Annotated in this window: 25 protein-coding genes; 23 read left to right on the forward strand and 2 right to left on the reverse strand. The window is 49.4% G+C overall.

Translation table 11 applies throughout. The annotated features are described in order from the left end of the window. Positions 1-200 precede the first annotated feature (200 nt). The 10 genes from FE845_RS18720 to FE845_RS18090 all read left to right on the forward strand — a co-directional run bounded on the left by FE845_RS18720 (position 201) and on the right by FE845_RS18090 (position 5,983). The gene (locus FE845_RS18720; protein ID WP_227714492.1) at positions 201-422 is read left to right on the forward strand and encodes a GDCCVxC domain-containing (seleno)protein; all 222 of its coding nucleotides are present in this window, start codon (positions 201-203) and stop codon (positions 420-422) included. Positions 423-1,017: 595 nt separating this feature from the next. After that, a complete protein-coding gene (locus FE845_RS18050; protein WP_091998275.1) occupies positions 1,018-1,242 on the forward strand; it encodes an addiction module protein in 225 nt (74 codons plus the stop codon). Next, positions 1,239-1,532: a type II toxin-antitoxin system RelE/ParE family toxin gene (locus FE845_RS18055; protein WP_062363598.1), complete on the forward strand. Its 294-nt coding sequence runs from the start codon at positions 1,239-1,241 to the stop codon at positions 1,530-1,532. The genes FE845_RS18050 and FE845_RS18055 overlap by 4 nt, the downstream gene beginning before the upstream one ends. Before the next feature lie 232 nt (positions 1,533-1,764). After that, positions 1,765-2,088 (forward strand): excalibur calcium-binding domain-containing protein, encoded by a 324-nt coding sequence (locus FE845_RS18725; protein ID WP_413785095.1) that lies wholly within the window; start codon positions 1,765-1,767, stop codon positions 2,086-2,088. A 110-nt stretch (positions 2,089-2,198) separates the two neighbouring features. Next, positions 2,199-2,816 (forward strand): hypothetical protein, encoded by a 618-nt coding sequence (locus tag FE845_RS18065; protein WP_200367870.1) that lies wholly within the window; start codon positions 2,199-2,201, stop codon positions 2,814-2,816. Positions 2,817-3,343: 527 nt separating this feature from the next. Next, the gene (locus tag FE845_RS18070) at positions 3,344-3,670 is read left to right on the forward strand and encodes a hypothetical protein (RefSeq protein WP_113813901.1); all 327 of its coding nucleotides are present in this window, start codon (positions 3,344-3,346) and stop codon (positions 3,668-3,670) included. A gap of 104 nt (positions 3,671-3,774) precedes the next feature. Then, entirely contained in the window at positions 3,775-4,068 is a 294-nt protein-coding gene (locus FE845_RS18075) for a hypothetical protein (protein WP_100687640.1), read from the forward strand. A gap of 93 nt (positions 4,069-4,161) precedes the next feature. After that, positions 4,162-4,548 carry a hypothetical protein gene (locus tag FE845_RS18080; protein WP_200367872.1) on the forward strand — a complete coding sequence of 129 codons (387 nt, stop codon included), beginning with the start codon at positions 4,162-4,164 and terminating at the stop codon, positions 4,546-4,548. 102 nt (positions 4,549-4,650) lie between these two features. Next, positions 4,651-5,124 (forward strand): hypothetical protein, encoded by a 474-nt coding sequence (locus FE845_RS18085; RefSeq protein ID WP_200367874.1) that lies wholly within the window; start codon positions 4,651-4,653, stop codon positions 5,122-5,124. A 538-nt stretch (positions 5,125-5,662) separates the two neighbouring features. Continuing rightward, positions 5,663-5,983: a hypothetical protein gene (locus tag FE845_RS18090; protein WP_164834383.1), complete on the forward strand. Its 321-nt coding sequence runs from the start codon at positions 5,663-5,665 to the stop codon at positions 5,981-5,983. 66 nt (positions 5,984-6,049) lie between these two features. Here FE845_RS18090 and FE845_RS18095 read toward each other — a convergent pair whose 3' ends face one another. Both FE845_RS18095 and FE845_RS18100 read right to left on the reverse strand, forming a co-directional pair. Continuing rightward, positions 6,050-6,367 carry a CcdB family protein gene (locus FE845_RS18095; protein ID WP_200367876.1) on the reverse strand — a complete coding sequence of 106 codons (318 nt, stop codon included), beginning with the start codon at positions 6,365-6,367 and terminating at the stop codon, positions 6,050-6,052. Beyond that, positions 6,367-6,612, reverse strand: a complete 246-nt coding sequence (locus FE845_RS18100) for a type II toxin-antitoxin system CcdA family antitoxin (protein ID WP_200367878.1) — start codon at positions 6,610-6,612, stop codon at positions 6,367-6,369. Before FE845_RS18100 ends, FE845_RS18095 begins: the two co-directional genes overlap by 1 nt. Before the next feature lie 150 nt (positions 6,613-6,762). On the opposite strand from FE845_RS18100, the gene FE845_RS18105 reads away from it, so the two are divergent. The 13 genes from FE845_RS18105 (at position 6,763) to FE845_RS18165 (ending at position 15,436) form a co-directional block, all read left to right on the forward strand. Further along, on the forward strand, positions 6,763-7,047 hold the full coding sequence (locus tag FE845_RS18105) for a hypothetical protein (protein WP_014421852.1): 285 nt from the start codon (positions 6,763-6,765) through the stop codon (positions 7,045-7,047). Positions 7,048-7,567: 520 nt separating this feature from the next. Continuing rightward, positions 7,568-7,852 (forward strand): hypothetical protein, encoded by a 285-nt coding sequence (locus FE845_RS18110; RefSeq protein WP_094626191.1) that lies wholly within the window; start codon positions 7,568-7,570, stop codon positions 7,850-7,852. 124 nt (positions 7,853-7,976) lie between these two features. Further along, complete coding sequence (locus FE845_RS18115; protein ID WP_200367880.1) at positions 7,977-8,516, forward strand: YgjV family protein; 540 nt, start codon at positions 7,977-7,979, stop codon at positions 8,514-8,516. Positions 8,517-8,629: 113 nt separating this feature from the next. Next, entirely contained in the window at positions 8,630-9,058 is a 429-nt protein-coding gene (locus tag FE845_RS18120) for a hypothetical protein (protein WP_200367882.1), read from the forward strand. A gap of 538 nt (positions 9,059-9,596) precedes the next feature. After that, positions 9,597-11,105 carry a DUF5677 domain-containing protein gene (locus FE845_RS18125; RefSeq protein ID WP_200367884.1) on the forward strand — a complete coding sequence of 503 codons (1,509 nt, stop codon included), beginning with the start codon at positions 9,597-9,599 and terminating at the stop codon, positions 11,103-11,105. Positions 11,106-11,207: 102 nt separating this feature from the next. Then, positions 11,208-11,951, forward strand: a complete 744-nt coding sequence (locus tag FE845_RS18130; RefSeq protein ID WP_200367886.1) for a hypothetical protein — start codon at positions 11,208-11,210, stop codon at positions 11,949-11,951. 119 nt (positions 11,952-12,070) lie between these two features. After that, the gene (locus tag FE845_RS18135) at positions 12,071-12,541 is read left to right on the forward strand and encodes a hypothetical protein (RefSeq protein ID WP_200367888.1); all 471 of its coding nucleotides are present in this window, start codon (positions 12,071-12,073) and stop codon (positions 12,539-12,541) included. A gap of 81 nt (positions 12,542-12,622) precedes the next feature. After that, a complete protein-coding gene (locus tag FE845_RS18140) occupies positions 12,623-12,949 on the forward strand; it encodes a hypothetical protein (protein ID WP_200367890.1) in 327 nt (108 codons plus the stop codon). 81 nt (positions 12,950-13,030) lie between these two features. Further along, entirely contained in the window at positions 13,031-13,462 is a 432-nt protein-coding gene (locus tag FE845_RS18145) for a hypothetical protein (protein ID WP_200367893.1), read from the forward strand. 87 nt (positions 13,463-13,549) lie between these two features. After that, positions 13,550-14,125, forward strand: coding sequence for a hypothetical protein (locus FE845_RS18150; RefSeq protein WP_200367895.1), 576 nt, complete (start codon positions 13,550-13,552; stop codon positions 14,123-14,125). Positions 14,126-14,258: 133 nt separating this feature from the next. After that, positions 14,259-14,534, forward strand: coding sequence for a hypothetical protein (locus FE845_RS18155; RefSeq protein WP_200367897.1), 276 nt, complete (start codon positions 14,259-14,261; stop codon positions 14,532-14,534). Between the two features lie 112 nt (positions 14,535-14,646). Beyond that, positions 14,647-14,970: a hypothetical protein gene (locus FE845_RS18160; protein ID WP_200367899.1), complete on the forward strand. Its 324-nt coding sequence runs from the start codon at positions 14,647-14,649 to the stop codon at positions 14,968-14,970. Positions 14,971-15,046: 76 nt separating this feature from the next. Further along, complete coding sequence (locus FE845_RS18165) at positions 15,047-15,436, forward strand: hypothetical protein (protein WP_200367901.1); 390 nt, start codon at positions 15,047-15,049, stop codon at positions 15,434-15,436. The last annotated feature ends 175 nt before the right edge of the window (positions 15,437-15,611 follow it).

The following is a 15,611-nucleotide window of genomic DNA, read 5'->3' on the forward strand; positions in this document are numbered from 1 at the left end:
GGCTGTATCGGTCTGGAATTTGGCCGCATGACGCATGCTTGCATAACAAGTGCAGGCACGGCGACGCCTACTACATTGCGCCTTCGGCTTCATTCCGTAGGCGCGCATGCTGCAAGCGTTATAGGCCTGGTCAGATTCTGTGCTGAGACAAGTCCAGCGCGGATGGGGTTGAAATTCATACCTTTCGGGAGGGCGTAGCTATGGTCGATGTAGTCTTGGAATCAACAATCGAGTGTCCACATTGTGGCCACCAGAAAACGGAAACCATGCCTACCGACTCATGCCAGTATTTCTACGAGTGTGAGTCTTGCCAGGTTTTACTAAAGCCCAAGCATGGAGACTGCTGTGTTTTTTGTTCATACGGCACAGTACCTTGCCCACCGATTCAACAAGGGTCAGGGTGTTGTGCTCCTGGCCCATAACAAGTCGCAGCAGTACGCGGCCGATGGCCGCCGGACGCCCTTTCCGTGGCTCCTTCGTCGCCACTCCAAGGTCGCCGCTGTGCTCAGCGTTAGCTGGTAGTGCTTGGTACTTTTTTGGTGGCTGGGTGCTGATGGCCTTGGCCGAGAACCGGCAGTAAATCCGACAACATGGTGCGGTTGCCAAGGCCCGCAAATTTGGCGTGGTGTTGGTAGCTCAATTGGTCAGTGGTGATGGTAGTAACATGAGCGTTTGGGGCGTGGGGCAGTCCGCCAAAAATTGGTTCCTTGCTTACCTGCTACTCTGATGTTCAGGTTCATTCACCGCATCATTGGCGGTGGTTTTAATAAAAGTGCATCGGCGGGTTTGGGTGCAAGGGCTCCGGTGTGGGCTGCGATGTTGGTTGCCAGAGATCGGGCTTTATCGATGCCCCCAGCTAACCAGTCGCTGTAGTACGTTCCCGGCCCGGAGGGCCGTCCACCGGACGCCACTGACGTGGCGCCGCTAAGCTTGGCGTTAAAGCTGAAAAGTCGAGTCGTGGCACCTGGAACCCATCCGTGTCAAAATTGGGTGATACGTGAACGAGAGGTTTTGTCCATGAATCTCCAGAAAATTGAAGACGAGGCGCTGCACCTCCCTAAAGAGGAGCGAGCCCAATTGATCCAGAGACTGGTATTGAGTCTGGAGTCTCCTTCAGAAGAAGAGCTCAGATCCGATTGGTTACTTGAGGCCCGACGTAGAGGCGAAGAGCTGGACAATGGCACAGTTCAGGCTGTGTCTAGTGAAGATGTCATGAGGAAGGCTAGAGCACTGATCAAATGACCTATTCTTTTCACCCGGCAGCGGAAGCCGAGTTCCTGGAGTCAGTTGGTTATTACGAATCAAAAGTTCCGGGATTGGGTGGTGCCTTCATAGAGGAATTTGAGGCCTTGGCCAATTTAGTTGGCGAGTCACCAAAAGCCTGGCAAGTCGAGTTGCCACCAGATATTCGTAGAGCGCCCCTTCACAGATTTCCCTTGTCCATCGTTTACCGAGAGAGGCCTGATGGTTTTCAGGTTCTGGCCGTTGCCCATGATCGGCGGCGCCCGCAGTACTGGCTGGGCAGGCTTTAACAATCCGCTGCACAGCGACCGCTTTTCCGCCGCTTCGCGGCTCCAAACCGGCGCGTGAGCCGGGCGTTAGAACTTAAAAAAGGAACACCGAGTGAGTGACGTAGTTTTTTATGTTGGTCTAGGAATATTCATCATTGGCGGAATCGGTCTGCTAATTTCGGCTTTTAAAACAGGAATTTTTTGGGGGCTTGCAGTCTTTTTTATTGCACCCGTAGCGCTTATCTATGTGATTGTGCACTGGCAAGACGCTAAAGGCCCTTTCAAACTACAACTCTTCGGCGTTTTAATTATCGCGATTTTTGCCTATACGAACGGTGGAGTATCGTCCGTTACAGCCGCAACTCCCGATCTAAGCAATTTGAATTTTTCCGAGCCTGAAACCCCAAGCTTTTCTATACCAGAGGTGTCCAGCCAGCAATTCAGATGTGACGGGAGAACGTATTGTTCTCAGATGACGTCGTGTGCCGAGGCGACCTATTTCTTGAGAAATTGCCCCAATACGAAAATGGACGGGAATCATGACGGCGTTCCTTGTGAGAGGCAGTGGTGCAACTAATAATGAGCAACAGTTCTAACCAATGCAGGCACGGCGACGCCTACTACATTGCGCCTTCGGCTTCATTCCGTAGGCGCGCATGCTGCAAGCGTTAGGAGTCAGGATAGACAATGAGCGAAGAATTAATCAAGGCTATAGTTGAAAATACTCTTGCCCTTGGAATACTGGCATTCCTATGCAAGTCTATAATCAAGCACTGGCTCGAAAAGGATGTAAAAGATTTTAAGAATAAAATTGAACTAGAAGCAAAACAGACCCTATCTCAATATCAATCAGAGCTAGAAAAAGAAAGGATAAGGCTTCAAATTCAATATGGAGGAATCTTTGAAAAACAAGCGGAAGCAATCCTTGAGTTTTATAAGCTAATTGTGGTGTTTCAAAAAACAATCAATGACGCCATGTTTCGGTCTGATCATGATGAGTCATATGAAGCTTTTCTAGAAAAGTGGCGAGAATTGATCAAGTATTATGATGATCATCAAATTTTATTACCTGAAAGTATTGAGAAAATTTTCGGAGATTTTCATAGAACAGCATTTTTTAGCACAACTGACTACCGTGGGGCTGAACACCGGATAAATAGACAGAATATCAGTGATAAACAGCTAGATCGTATGTTTGCCAAACAAGATAAGGCTCTTGCGGATATAGAGCAAATACCGAAGTTACAAGATGAGCTTAAGAAGTGCCTTCGACACGCAATTGGCACAGTAAGTGAGAACTCCTAACAAGTGCAGGCACGGCGACGTCTACTACATTGCGCCTTCGGCTCCATTGCGTAGGCGCGCATGCTGCAAGCGTTAGCTGGGTAGTGCGTTGTGCCTTTTGGGCGGCTCGGTGGTATTGGCCTTGGCCGTAAACTGGTAGCCGAACTGGCATTTTGTTGGTTTGCCAAGGCCGTCAGAATCCGCGTCGAGTGGGGTGGCCAAGATCGGTCGGTGGTGCTGGCATAAAGGTCAGTGTTTGCCGGAACCCGGTGTCCGTCGAAACCTGGTTCCTTGCTTACCTGCTACTCTGAAGTTCAGGTTCACTTTCCGCATCAATGGGGTAAGTGTTTTTAATCGGAGTGCATCGTCCAGAGCTTGTGCATAAAGCAACGGAGCAGGCGGTCATGCTGGTTGCCAAGGATCTGGGTATGTCGCCCGCCGGTGCTTCTCAGCTAACCAGTCGCTGTAGTACGTTCCCGGCCCGAGGGCCGTCCACCGGACGCCACTGACGTGGCGCCGCTAAGCTTGGCGTTATGTGGGTATAGCCAATGCCGCTATCTGATTTGACAGAAGCTGAGTTGAAAATCGTTCAGCAATGTTTGGATGCCGCCGCTGACGGTAAATTCTTCGAGGATTGGGAATTTCACACCCTTTTCGGTGTTGATCGTGAAATTGTTCGTCAGGTAGCAAAACAGTTCCCCTTCGTTGATGAGTTTGATGAAAGCGAGGGTGGTAATGATGACTCTTGGTTGGTAATCAACAATACCTTTGCCAACCTCATTTTCTATCCGCATCGCAAAGATGCAGAGCTTGCCCAGTGGGTTACAGCTTCAAAGGGCCAAGTGGAGGAGGTTTTCAGAAAATGGCGGGGGTGAGTTCACATAACCAGTGCAGGCACGGCGACGCCTACTACATTGCGCCTTCGGCTGCATTTCGTAGGCGCGCATGCTGCAAGCGTTAAAAGGTAAGGATAAACCTCATGGATGAGTTGGTAGTTGTCGTTCTGGATGCCTTAATTGGCGGTGTGGTTTTGTGGCTTGCCGCAAAAATCACATCTGTAGATTTAGCTTTGAGTGAAACCGTAATTGCAGCGGGTGGAGCTGCCGCTGTTGCTTTGGTTCCGACCGCAGGCTGGATCTTATCAATCGTTGTGCTTTTTGTGCTTCTCAAAAAGTTCAGCAAAGCCAGTATCTGGCCAGATATTATTTTGATGGTCATCGTTGGCAGGCTGGTATCGTTTGTTGCCCTCATGGCTTTGGGTGGCCTGCGATAGCTTTTAACAAGTCAATCAAGTTCGTTCCGGCCTGGCGGCCTCCACCGGACGCCCCTGTCGGGCCGCCGCTTATTTTTGGCGTTAGGAGCTTGAGTGATCAACCTTGAAGCCCTCATCAAAGCGGCTGCAACTCGCGGCACAGAGCCGGAATACTCGACAATCCTCGAGTTCTGCACGGCCACTAGAACTATGCCCGAGCAATTTTGCAATGATTACGCGGTTTGGGTTGCTAAAGGATTTTACGAGGAACGCCTCACCTATGAATTTTGTGACGGGGCAATGAACTACCTTTGGGGATTCATGACGACGCCGCCAGTATTCGGTGAGGATAAAAACATTCCTGAGCCAGCATATGAAATCTATCGTGCTTTTGACGAAGGTGAATACCACCATCAAGGTGACCCATCGGCAATTGATCCGGTCGAGAAATATACTAAGCCACTGGTAGAGGAGTTGTTCCGCGGTGGCAGGCTCTCCTAACCATGCGGTCAACCGGACACCAAAAGCGTACCGCTTTTGGTTCCCTCCGCTGCGCTCCGGCGCCGGTTACCTCAGCGTTGGGCTCTTTAGCTTGGGGATATCATGGATAGTCAAACGATCGAAACTGTTACAGATCTCATTGATCTGATGAATAAAACTGACCCCTTATCGAAGAAAGAGCAAGACCGTCTATATCAGAGTCACCGAGAAAGTCAGAAGATTGACTTCCTCGCTCCAGAGAGTGTCCAGCAGGCTCAAGTTAAGGCCATCGAGAAAAGGCAACTGGAGAGGAAGGAAAGTGTCCTTAATAACCTTTGGCAAAAATCACTGGTCAAAGACAATCAGGATGACCTGAGACTCCATGCGGCATTAACCATAGAGTTTTTCAAAGAGTACCTAAAAACTGGTGAGGCACCCCCACCGGCTTCACCACTACGTGTGGCTATTTTATTGAAGAAGCGCCGGGACAAGGAGTTGGAAAGGCAATTTTTAGCTTCATGGTCTCGACATTTTTGTGGGGCAATAGGTACTGGGTATCAGAAACTCGATGCCAGATACGAAAAACTCAGACCCTGATAATGGCGGCAAAGCCCAACAAGGTGGTCAACGGGATGCCAACTACGCTGCGCTCCGTTGTCACCCATTACCACTGGCGTTAGCTGGGTAGTGCGTTGTGCCTTTTGGTTGGCTCGGTGGTATTGGCCTTGGCCGTAAACTGGTAGCAAATCCGTCAATTCCGGTGGTTTGCCAAGGCCGTCGGAACCCGCCCGCGTCGAGTGGGTAGCCAAAATAAGCCAGCGGCGTTGGTATAAAGGTTAGTGTTTGCCGGAACCAGGTGTCCGTCGAAACTTGGTTCCTTGCTTACCTGCTAATCTGAAGTTCAGGTTCACTTTCCGCATCAGTGCGGGTGTTTTTAATCGGAGTGCATCGTCCAGAGCTTGTGCACAAAGCAACGGAGCAGGCGGTCATGCTGGTTGCCAAGGATCTGGGTATGTCGCCCGCCGGTGCTTCTCAGCTAACCAGTCGCTGTAGTACGTTCCCGGCCCGAGGGCCGTCCACCGGACGCCACTGTCGTGGCGCCGCTAAGCTTCGCGTTATGTTTTAAGGAGGTAGTTTGAGTAAAGTCGTTGGACGCTGGCGAATTAAGTGGATGGAAATGTGGGATCAAGACTTTGTTGATCTTATCGAGCCCGGATACTTCCAGTTCGATGAAGATGGCCTCGGCTTTTTTGTATTCGGAGCAGTTGAGGGCCAAATCGACTACCGCATTCCAGATGATGGAGGGCGAGTCGAGTTTTCTTGGTCTGGAAATGATGATGGTCGTGAAAAGTCTGGCCGTGGTTGGTTTCAGTTTTCATCTTCAAATTCAGCGAAAGGGGAACTCTTCATTCATTGTGGAGACGAGTCGGCCGTAGAAATCGAATATCAAACATAACCAGGCGCGGCACTCGGATGCCTTTGTCTCCGCTTCGCTACGTCAAAGTCACCGGTGCGCTAAGCGTTAAATGCCAGTGATTGCGAGATCCAGAGCTCCAACAATCTGGTCCCTGAAATGCGATAGGGAGCCAATTGGATTCTTCAGCTGTTTTTCAGGCACTGAAGAAATTTGAGGTGTCAGCAACAGCAGTTCCTGGTCTGCAAAGGTTATTTCTGGTGTGAGGCCTTGCATGGCTTGGCTACCAAAAGCCGCGCGCTTACCCAGTGGGATGACAATACGAGTAGCGAGATCTGTCAGAAGGGGGCTTTGAATATCCACTAAGTATGGGTAATGCGTCTTACTGGTTTTGCTGGGGTTTGGGTAAACGTCGAACTGAGCCATCAAAACTCCCGAAATTCGTCCCCGAAACAGCCGTGCTGTTCGACGAACTCGTTGTAGCTTCTGATTGCTGTCCGGTTTTCCTCTACCCATTGGTCAGCCTTGCGCTTTGCTAATTCTTCTTTCAATGCTCGCTCAAGGGTCGCAGACAGGTTAATGTTCAGAGCGCGTGTCTTTTTCAGCAAGTCGCTGTTAACCGACAAATTTGCGGCTTTTTTTGGTGCGGTTATGTTGTATAGATCGGCCATTGTAGCCTCCAGTTGCAGTAACACACTTAGTAATAGGGTATGCGTATGGTTGTGCGCATGCAAGTGTATTTAACCAGAGGCTGTTGTCGGACGCGCCTACGCTGCGCTCCGGCACGCCGCAAAGCCAAGCGTTAAAAATCAGAGGGAACGGTGCTCAAAATTGATACGCAGCCAGTGGTCTATTATTCACAGCTCGACGAGGATCACTTCTTTACTTGGGCGCAGGAAATCCCATGCATCAAAAGCATCGACCGCGGCTATCTGCATATCCAAGAATCAGAGGTGGACGAGCAAGCCATGAGAGATTTGCTAGCTATCTTGGAGCGCTACAGGTTGTCAGCAAAGCCTCTCGCAGCGCTTTGTACTCCCGAGAATGAGTCGTGGTTCAAGGACAAAAACAAGTTCTGGTACCAGGATGTCTTCGGGAGTTTTTAACAAGTTGTTGTAGTTCGTTCCGGCCTGCGGCCTCCACCGGACGCCCCTGTCGGGCCGCCGCTAAACCAAGGCGTTAGTGGCTGTGGCCTCGGTCCTTTTTGGCTGCGGCGTGCCAGTAGCCTTGGTGCCGGGCCTGGTTGCCAGACCCGCATAATCTGGTGAGCACCAAGGCCGTCAAAATCCGCGTTCGGTTTGGTTGCTTTAGCAGGCGGTGGCGTTGGTAGCGGTTTTGGTGTTCACCGTGTGGGGCTGTCCGCCGAAAACTCGGTCTGGATCTGCTACCTTTGAGTTCAGGTTCGTTCACCGCATCGATGGCGGTGTTTTCAATTACAGTGCATCGGCTTATGCCGGTGCAGGGTTACGGAGTAGGCCGTCACGGTCAGTGCCATGTAGTAGGCAGTGTCATTACCTGCCACTAACCAGTCGCTGTAGTACGCGGCCGATGGCCGCCGGACGCCCTTTTCATTGCGGCTTCGCCTCCATTGCAAGGGCGCCGCTAAGCTTCGCGTTAAAAGTTTAGATGAGCGATACAGCAGATAGAGTTTTCCGCCTTTGGGCGAGGGGTCTTTGCATATTTACCGCGGTTGTTGCGATCGTGATGTTTTCCTATGCCGCCACAGGGAATAATTTGGCTGCAAGGGTTGCAGACGTCGCCGTAGTTCTGTGGTCTTTCTACCTTGGCTTGGGCGTTTACGTATTTTTGCCAGCGTTCATCTGGACTATGGCCAGGGATTGGGTTCGCCTTACCCTGTACTTTTTCGTTGTGATTCCAGTTGGGGCGTTGGTGTACTTCAAGCTGGCCTGATCGGGAAATTTTAACAAGGCGCTGTAGTACGCGGCCGATGGCCGCCGGACGCCCTTTACATTGCGGCTTCGCCTCCATTACAAGGGCGCCGCTAAGCTTCGCGTTAGATTTATAGGAAGTTGCCATGGACGGTGTAGAGGTATTCTGGGATTGGACCACGGTTTTTGGGTACGCTGGTCTATTGGCGAACGTAATCTGGATAATGATGCGTCGCCGCTCATACTTGCTGCTCGGACAAACCGTAGCGTGCGGGTTTATGGCTGCACATTTCCATTTTATGGGTTCTGTCACCGGCTCCTTAATCATGCTCGTGGCCGGTGTGCAGGCAATGCTTGCTGTCCCCCTTGGACTTTATCCGAAGTTCAAATTGGTTTATCTAGTGTCCGGGGGCTTGTCTCCTTTGATCTGTTACGCTACTTGGCAGGGCGGAAGCTCGCTGTTTTCAGCGCTGGTATTGTTGCTGGTATGCGTAGCCAATTATCAGCTAAATGAAGTCAGGCAAAGGGGGCTACTGATTCTGGCGCTGTTGGCCTGGATCGGCCACAACATAATTGTGGGCTCACTACCGGCGCTGATGTCGAACGGAATTGCGTTCATTTTCAGTGCTACGATGCTATATCGGGCAGTGCGAATTCGTAGCTTGCCAGCGGCAGGTGCATGGTAGGTCGAAAGTCTAACCAGGCAAGTCACGGCGACGGTTACTGCATTGCGGCTTTGCCTCCATTCCGTAACCGCGCGTGCTTCGCGGCGTTATATTTCACGAGTATCGAGGCTTCAATGAGTCCAGAGCTAGCCCCTGATCTGCATGCAAAGATCAAGCTTCTGTGTAAAGAAGGTGATGATCTTGCCGGTCAAAAATTATTTGCGGAGGCTCGTGCCAAATACATTGAGGCGCTAAAGTTGCTTCCTGATCAGAGATCTGACTGGGAAGCGTCTACATGGATATATGTTGCCATTGGTGATACGCACTTCTACACCGGCAATTTTGAAAAGGTGATGAAGTGCTTTTTTAATGCAGTTCAGTGCCCTGGTGGTTTAGGTAACCCATATGTTCACCTGAGGCTTGGCCAAGCGTACTTCGAATTAGAGAATTTAGAGAAAGCAGCTGACGAGTTGACTAGGGCATACATGGGAGGGGGAATGGAGGTCTTTATGGAAGATGACCCAAAGTACCTGTCATTCCTCGAAACAAGAATCGAAATATAACAAGGCCAGGCACGGCGACGTCTACTACATTGCGGCTTCGCCTCCATTCCGTAGCCGCGCATGCTGGCTGGCGTTAGTGGCTGTGGCTTCGGTCCTTTTAGGCTGCAGTGTGCCAGTGGCCTTGGTGCCGTGCTTGGTTGCCAAACCCGCATAGTCTGTTGAGCACCAAGGCCGTCAGAATCCGCGTCCGGCTTGGTTGCTTCAGTTAGCAAGAGTTGTGGCAGGAAATTCGGTGTTCACCGTGTGGGGCCGTCCGCCGAAAACGTCGTCCGGATCTGCTACCTTTGAGTTCAGGTTCATTCACCGCATCGTTGGCGGTGTTTCAAACAGAGTGCATCGGCTCATGTCGGTGCCGGGTTACGGAGTAGGCCGTCAAGGTCAGTGCCAGGGAGCCGGCAGTGTCATTACCTGCCACTAACCAGTCGCTGTAGTACGCGGCCGATGGCCGCCGGACGCCCTTTTCATTGCGGCTTCGCCTCCATTACAAGGGCGCCGCTAAGCTCAGCGTTAGCACTTAATATCAGAGGGACCCAACTTTATGTCTCGCAAGAGAAAAAAAGCCAAGAGCTCCAAGAGCCAACAAGGTCGAATTGCTTCCCATAAGAAAGAGGGGAGCAGGCTAGTTGCTCCTTTCAATCAAATTCCCAATGCGAGCTATATGTCATGGATGAATGAGAGGCTGCCCTGCATGGTTTGGGGGGCACTATTGATTAATGGTATCGGAAGAGAAAAAGCGATTGAGGTTTTTAGAAATATAGGGCTTCACGTCGGAAATGCTTTTCGCGAAACAGAAGACAGAGATTGCAAGCTACCTAGAGTTGGACTTTACGGTTTATCAACTTTAGATTCTGACCTTCAAGATAGGTTCTTTGACGTACTTTTTGAGGAGGATGGGGTTGTCGATGCACTTAAACCATTAGTGTTATTTGATGGCCTACCATTAGTAGAAAGATGGCATGGAAATCTTGGTATTGCTTCTGAAAATCAAAACGAGCTATGGACTCAGCTAGCTGACGCTGTTCTCGTTCTGCTTGATCATCAATCTCAAGAATCAACAGATTGCCGCTGGGCTTACATGATCCCCATCGTGAACTCGGGAAAACTGCACCTTCAAAATGAAGAGCAGTTCAGGGAATTTACCGAATATCCTTATTATGAAGATCAACGGAAAGTTAGGCCATCGATCAGAGCTATGGAGATGCAGTTTGGTAGCGGAGTCATGAATGAGGGGTATTCAGCTCCGAAAAAGGAATGGTCTAAGCAGTTCTGGAATGAGTGTAAGAAAAAAACGGAGTGCTTCACGCCGCCCCCTGAAAAACCCACAGCAAGTTACGATTTACCCAGGACGCTAGCAGAAATTAGAAGTGTTTGGAGCGACCTAGCAGATCATTTCTCTGACACTGATGAATTTACTCATGTCCAGCCAAAGCGCGATGCTTCTTTTGGGTTTTGCTTCTACGCTTTGGCTTTAACTCAAGAGGGGTTGGCTTCTTCGGGAAAGCTACTAACAGCAAAGCTAGCCCTTAGAATGTTAGCAGAGCTTTACATTACATTTAGCTATCTCATTTCTGTTGGTGACAGCAAACTTTGGGATGTTTATAGAGCCTATGGTGCAGGCCAAGCAAAGCTAACTTTTTTAAAGTTAGAAGAAATTTTGGAAAATCAACCAGGCTACCTCAATAAGGAAAGTGTGGAAGCATTGGCCAATGAAGACATGTATATGGATTTCCAAGATATCAATCTGGGTAACTGGGCAAACATTGATCTCCGAAAAATGTCTCAGGTGGCGGGATGTAAGGATGTATATGATGCCTACTATTCCTGGCCCTCATCATACGCACATGGGCAATGGTGTGCGGTAAGAGATGTAGTTTTCACAACGTGTCATAACCCGCTCCATAGACTGCATCGGATTCCGCGTTCGGCTCCTAGGTACGAGGACGGCGCTGAAGAAGACTTGGTTTTGCTGCTCAACAAAATCCTTGAGCTGTTAAACGGAATCTATCCAAGTTTTGAAAGACGAGCGGAGTTAATGCCAACTCAATAGTGCCCGGTGCTAACAAGTGCAGGCACGGCGACGCCCACTACATTGCGCCTTCGGCTCCATTTCGTGGGCGCGCATGCTGCAAGCGTTATGCAGGGAGAATAAATGGATAAGCTAGCGCAAATTGGCGAGCGTGCGAAAACTCTTCTTTATGATATGAGAGCAGAGGAGGCAGTTGAGATGCTGCTTTCAGCTTCAGCATACGTCAATGAAGAAAGCTCCTTAGCGGAGAAAGAGCTCGTTGACTGGTATGCATTCTATGCCTTGGCTGTAAAAGAAGCACGTTTACCACAAGAAATCACTCAATTAGAGCGCGATTATTTGGATACATCGTTAGCAGAGTTGGATGATATACAGCTAAAATTAGACGAACACCTCCAGAAATTAACTTCTTGGTTCTCAAAAATAGATGCACTTCGAAGCCCACCTAAAATAAACCGTGCAATTAAAAACCCAAGATCGACGGCGGCTCAGAATAGATTAAGTGAACTGAAAACCAATTTGGAAAAGCAGTTGAGTCTTGGACTGTCTGAGGCTGAGTGGAAATCGACGGTTACGCTAATTGAAGAGCAGCTCAAATATGTAGTTGGCTGGCGAGTATATAGCGGTTCGGGAGGGCTGATTTGGACAACGGTAAAACCCGGACATTACTCAGACTATGTTAAGCTCTTGCTAGATAAAAAAGGCTTCGAATCAATAGTCGACGATATAAAGCATTTAGTATCCAAAGCCGTCGACATTGAGGGTAAGAGAGAGAAAATTCAATGTAAATTTTTATCATATAGTAATAAATCTAGTTCAATAGGCGTCGAGATAGACCGAGTTGTTAATAATTTTAATGGCGAGTGATTACCTAGGTATCTCAAGCACTTGCTGTATAGCATAACAAGTTACTGCACGCGGATAAATTACTCGCTGCGCTCCTAATTTACCGGTGAGCAAGGCGTTAAAAGTATCAAGGGGAAGTAATGTACGTCGTCTCTGAATCCAGCAATCTGGCATCATGGGCTGCTGCGGCTGTAGCCTTACTAGCGGTGGTAGTTGGGCCATTGGTGTCGCGGTGGCAGATCAATCAAACGGCACGAACAACCGAAGCTATCAATCGTATCCAGCTCATGACAGATGACCTAGCAGCGTTTGTTGCCCTTAGTTCTAGCCTTGCTACTAATCCAAGGCTGCACAAGACTGATCCTAACGAATGGAAGAACCAAATTGACAGGCTATCGTTTTACAAGGCTCGCATAGCTCTCAGGCTGAATCCAAGTAGGGCGGCTGATGCTGCAATTAATGACACGGCCAACAAATTGGCCAATATGCTCGCTAACCCGCTTAAACATGACAACCTGTCGACAGATTCATTGGTCTACATAAATAAGTTTCCTGATGAACTGGCAGAATGGAAGACAGTGACGTGGAGTGATAGCCGTGCAAACTTTTAACAAGGCGCACCAATACGCCACCGCAAGCGGTGGCCGGACGCTCGCAAGCTCGCGCCGTTGTGCGCGGCGTTAGGTCATCGTATGAAGAAGCTGTTTTTTTGGTTGTTCATTCTTTTCTTTGTGTTTGCGCAGTCCTACTTTATCTATGTGCTAAACCAACCGGAGGCTGCCAAGTCATTTACGCAACTCTGGTATAGCTTTGGTGTAGAGCAAACGGCCTATTCGCAGTTCGTTTTCCGTACGATTCAGTGGTGGGTGGTATTGCCTATTTTATGTCTAGGCTTGGCCTTTTCAGCACTGTTCCGCGCAACCAAATGGTTGCCATTGACCGCAATTTCCGTGAGCTTCGCGGGTACAGTGGCTCTTTATTGGTCCGCGTATGCACCAGCATTGCTCGTACATGTCTAGACCTAACCAATGGCTGTTGTCGGACGCGCCTTCGCTGGCGCTCCGGCACGCCGCAAAGCCAGGCGTTAGGTTTTGTACTTTATGATGAAATTGGACTTTAGAACTCGAGCAAAAGGCCTCTGTATTGCGTTATTTGGACTATCGCTCCTTTTTCCTGCTTTAATTTTCGAGCATCGTGAGCCCCTACTCGGGATCCAGGTTTTACTCTCGGGGTGGTGGGGATTTCTGACTTTTGACTTCGCTTGGTTTGCTAATATCGCCTTTTTCTTTGCTCTTTCGCAGATCTCAAGGGGTGTATACGGTAAGGCTCTCGTAGCAAACATTTTCGCAATAGTGCTTGGGCTGCTGTCGTTTTTGGCAGACGAATGGTGGTTTAACGAAGGCTCTGGTACGGAAATAATTGGCCTCGGTGTGGGGTTTTACATTTGGATGGCTGCCTTCATCGCAGGTGTGGTTGTTTGTCATATAGGACTCGAACCTAACCAAGCAGTCAACCGGACACCAAAAGCATAGCGCTTTTGGTTCCCTCCGCTGCGCTCCGGCGCCGGTTACCATCAGCGTTAGCAGTACTATGGTTCAAAGCGAGACAAGGAGAACCGTATGAGATTGCTTATTTTGCTCCTGATTTCCATTACACCCATCTTGGGTTTTGGCGATCAGGGTAGCAGCTTAAATTCTGATGTGGAGGACGAGAGCAAATACTTTCTTGCTTTTATTTCTCGCGAAAGTGACGGAGTTGGTCCAGGCCACGCATATGTCGCATGGGGAGTTGAAGACTACGAAAAACAGATGTCCACCGGAGAAGCGTATGGATTCTACCCCCAAGATGGAAAGGCAGCTTGGGGAGTATTCAAAGACGTGAACGGGAACATTCTTAATGAAGCATTCAATGCTCCAAGCAAACAAGTGAATAACCATTTGCTGCTTTCCATTGAGAAAGACGTATATGACTCCACAAAAGAAATTTTAAATAAATGGGAGCAGCAAGAGCTGAAAGGTGAATTGAAATACAATTTGCTTTCTAATAACTGTATTAACTTCGTGAATAATGTTGCCTTGGCTGCAGGGCTTATAGTGCCGGAAACTGACTTTCAGTTGCCCAAGCTGTACTTGGAATCGCTCATTCATATGAATAAGATGCGTCCGAATCCACCAAGCAATATGGTCGTGCAATGATAAGGAACTGCTAACAAAACGTTTCAGTTTGTTACGGCCCTGTCGGGCCTCCACCGGACGGCCTTTTCTCCGCTTCGCTGCGTAAAGGCCGCCGCTGAACATTGGCGTTATACACAAGGAATGTTCATAGATCATGGCAAGGAATCGCGGCCAAGGTGGGCCGATTGAAACAAGGTTGATCAGCCTTTTTGCATCGCTGTTTTTCTCTATCCCAACAGCAGCATTTGTCTGGCTCTGGGTCAATTTGGAGTTGGCCGTCTACTGGGGTGGCTTTCTTAGCAGTCGTTACCTCATTTCCTGTATCTTGGTTTTTGCTGTGTTGGCGTTGCTGCTCCCGCGACTATTCCCGTCTATTCTCGGGGGTGTCTGGCGCGGTATAGCCAAGGTTTGGCATTGGTGGGGATGGTAGCCTTATGTATAACCAATCGTTCAAGTTCGCTACCGGCCTGGCGGCCGTCCGCCGGACGCCTACTACGCTGCGCTCCGCAGGCGCCGCTTAACATTCAGCGTTAAGAGGCGTCATGTTCTGGAAACAAAAAGGATCATTCAGGCTCATTCCGGTGCTCCCCAAGAACTATCGAAGTATTTGCCTGCACGCGATAGAGATCGCGTCCGAGCCCTGCGTGGTAGTTGATAATGACGTGGTTACCGACTTCTCAGAGCGGGGTAGGCTCACTCAAAAGGGCATTCGCAACTGCAAGAATTTAGAGATTCGGGATCGGGGTGTTGGAATCGTGGGCTTTCATGATCATCCCAGTGAAATGTGGATCAATGAAAACTACGTGGGCTTCGCCAATTACTGCGAACACCAAGGTTGGCTTAAAATCCAAGGGCCGGCCTCTTAACAATCGGCTGTTGTCGGACGCCCCTACGCTGGTGCTCCGGTGCGCCGCAAAGCCACGGCGTTAAGTTGCAAAAATTATGAATCAGTTCGATGGACCAAGCTGGCGAATCAATTTGTTGCCCGAGTGGGTAGGAGAGCATGAAGAAGATTGCTCTCTCGTTTTTCACCCGGAAGGCGTAGGGGCGCTCCAGATCAGTAGCTATTCCAAAGAAGGAACTGTCACGGAAGCTGACTTAAGAGGGTTGGCGGAAGAGCACATAGAGGCCGGGGCTAAATTAACTGAAGCTGACGCAGGCGACTTCAAGGGCTTCACTTTAGCATTTGGTTCGGACAATGAATTTTGGCAATTCTGGTATGTTGCCAACGGTCCAACTGCTCTATTCATCACATACAACTGCCAAGCAGCGGATCGCGACGCTGAAATTGAGTCGATCAAGAGCATGATCTCGGACTTGGCTGCAACTTAACCAGTAGGTGAAGCCGACCGGTACTGCGCTGCGCTCCGTCCCGGCGGCTTACCATGGCGTTAGGCAAATATGAATAAATTTCAGCTTCAAATAACAGAAGAAAATTTCACTATCAAGAAAGATGGTGATCTATTTTGTGAGGGTAGTTTTCTCCCTTCGTTTGGATCATATAATT

This window comes from Marinobacter sp. 1-4A (assembly GCF_016597725.1).
In the GTDB taxonomy this organism is placed as follows: Bacteria; Pseudomonadota; Gammaproteobacteria; order Pseudomonadales; family Oleiphilaceae; genus Marinobacter.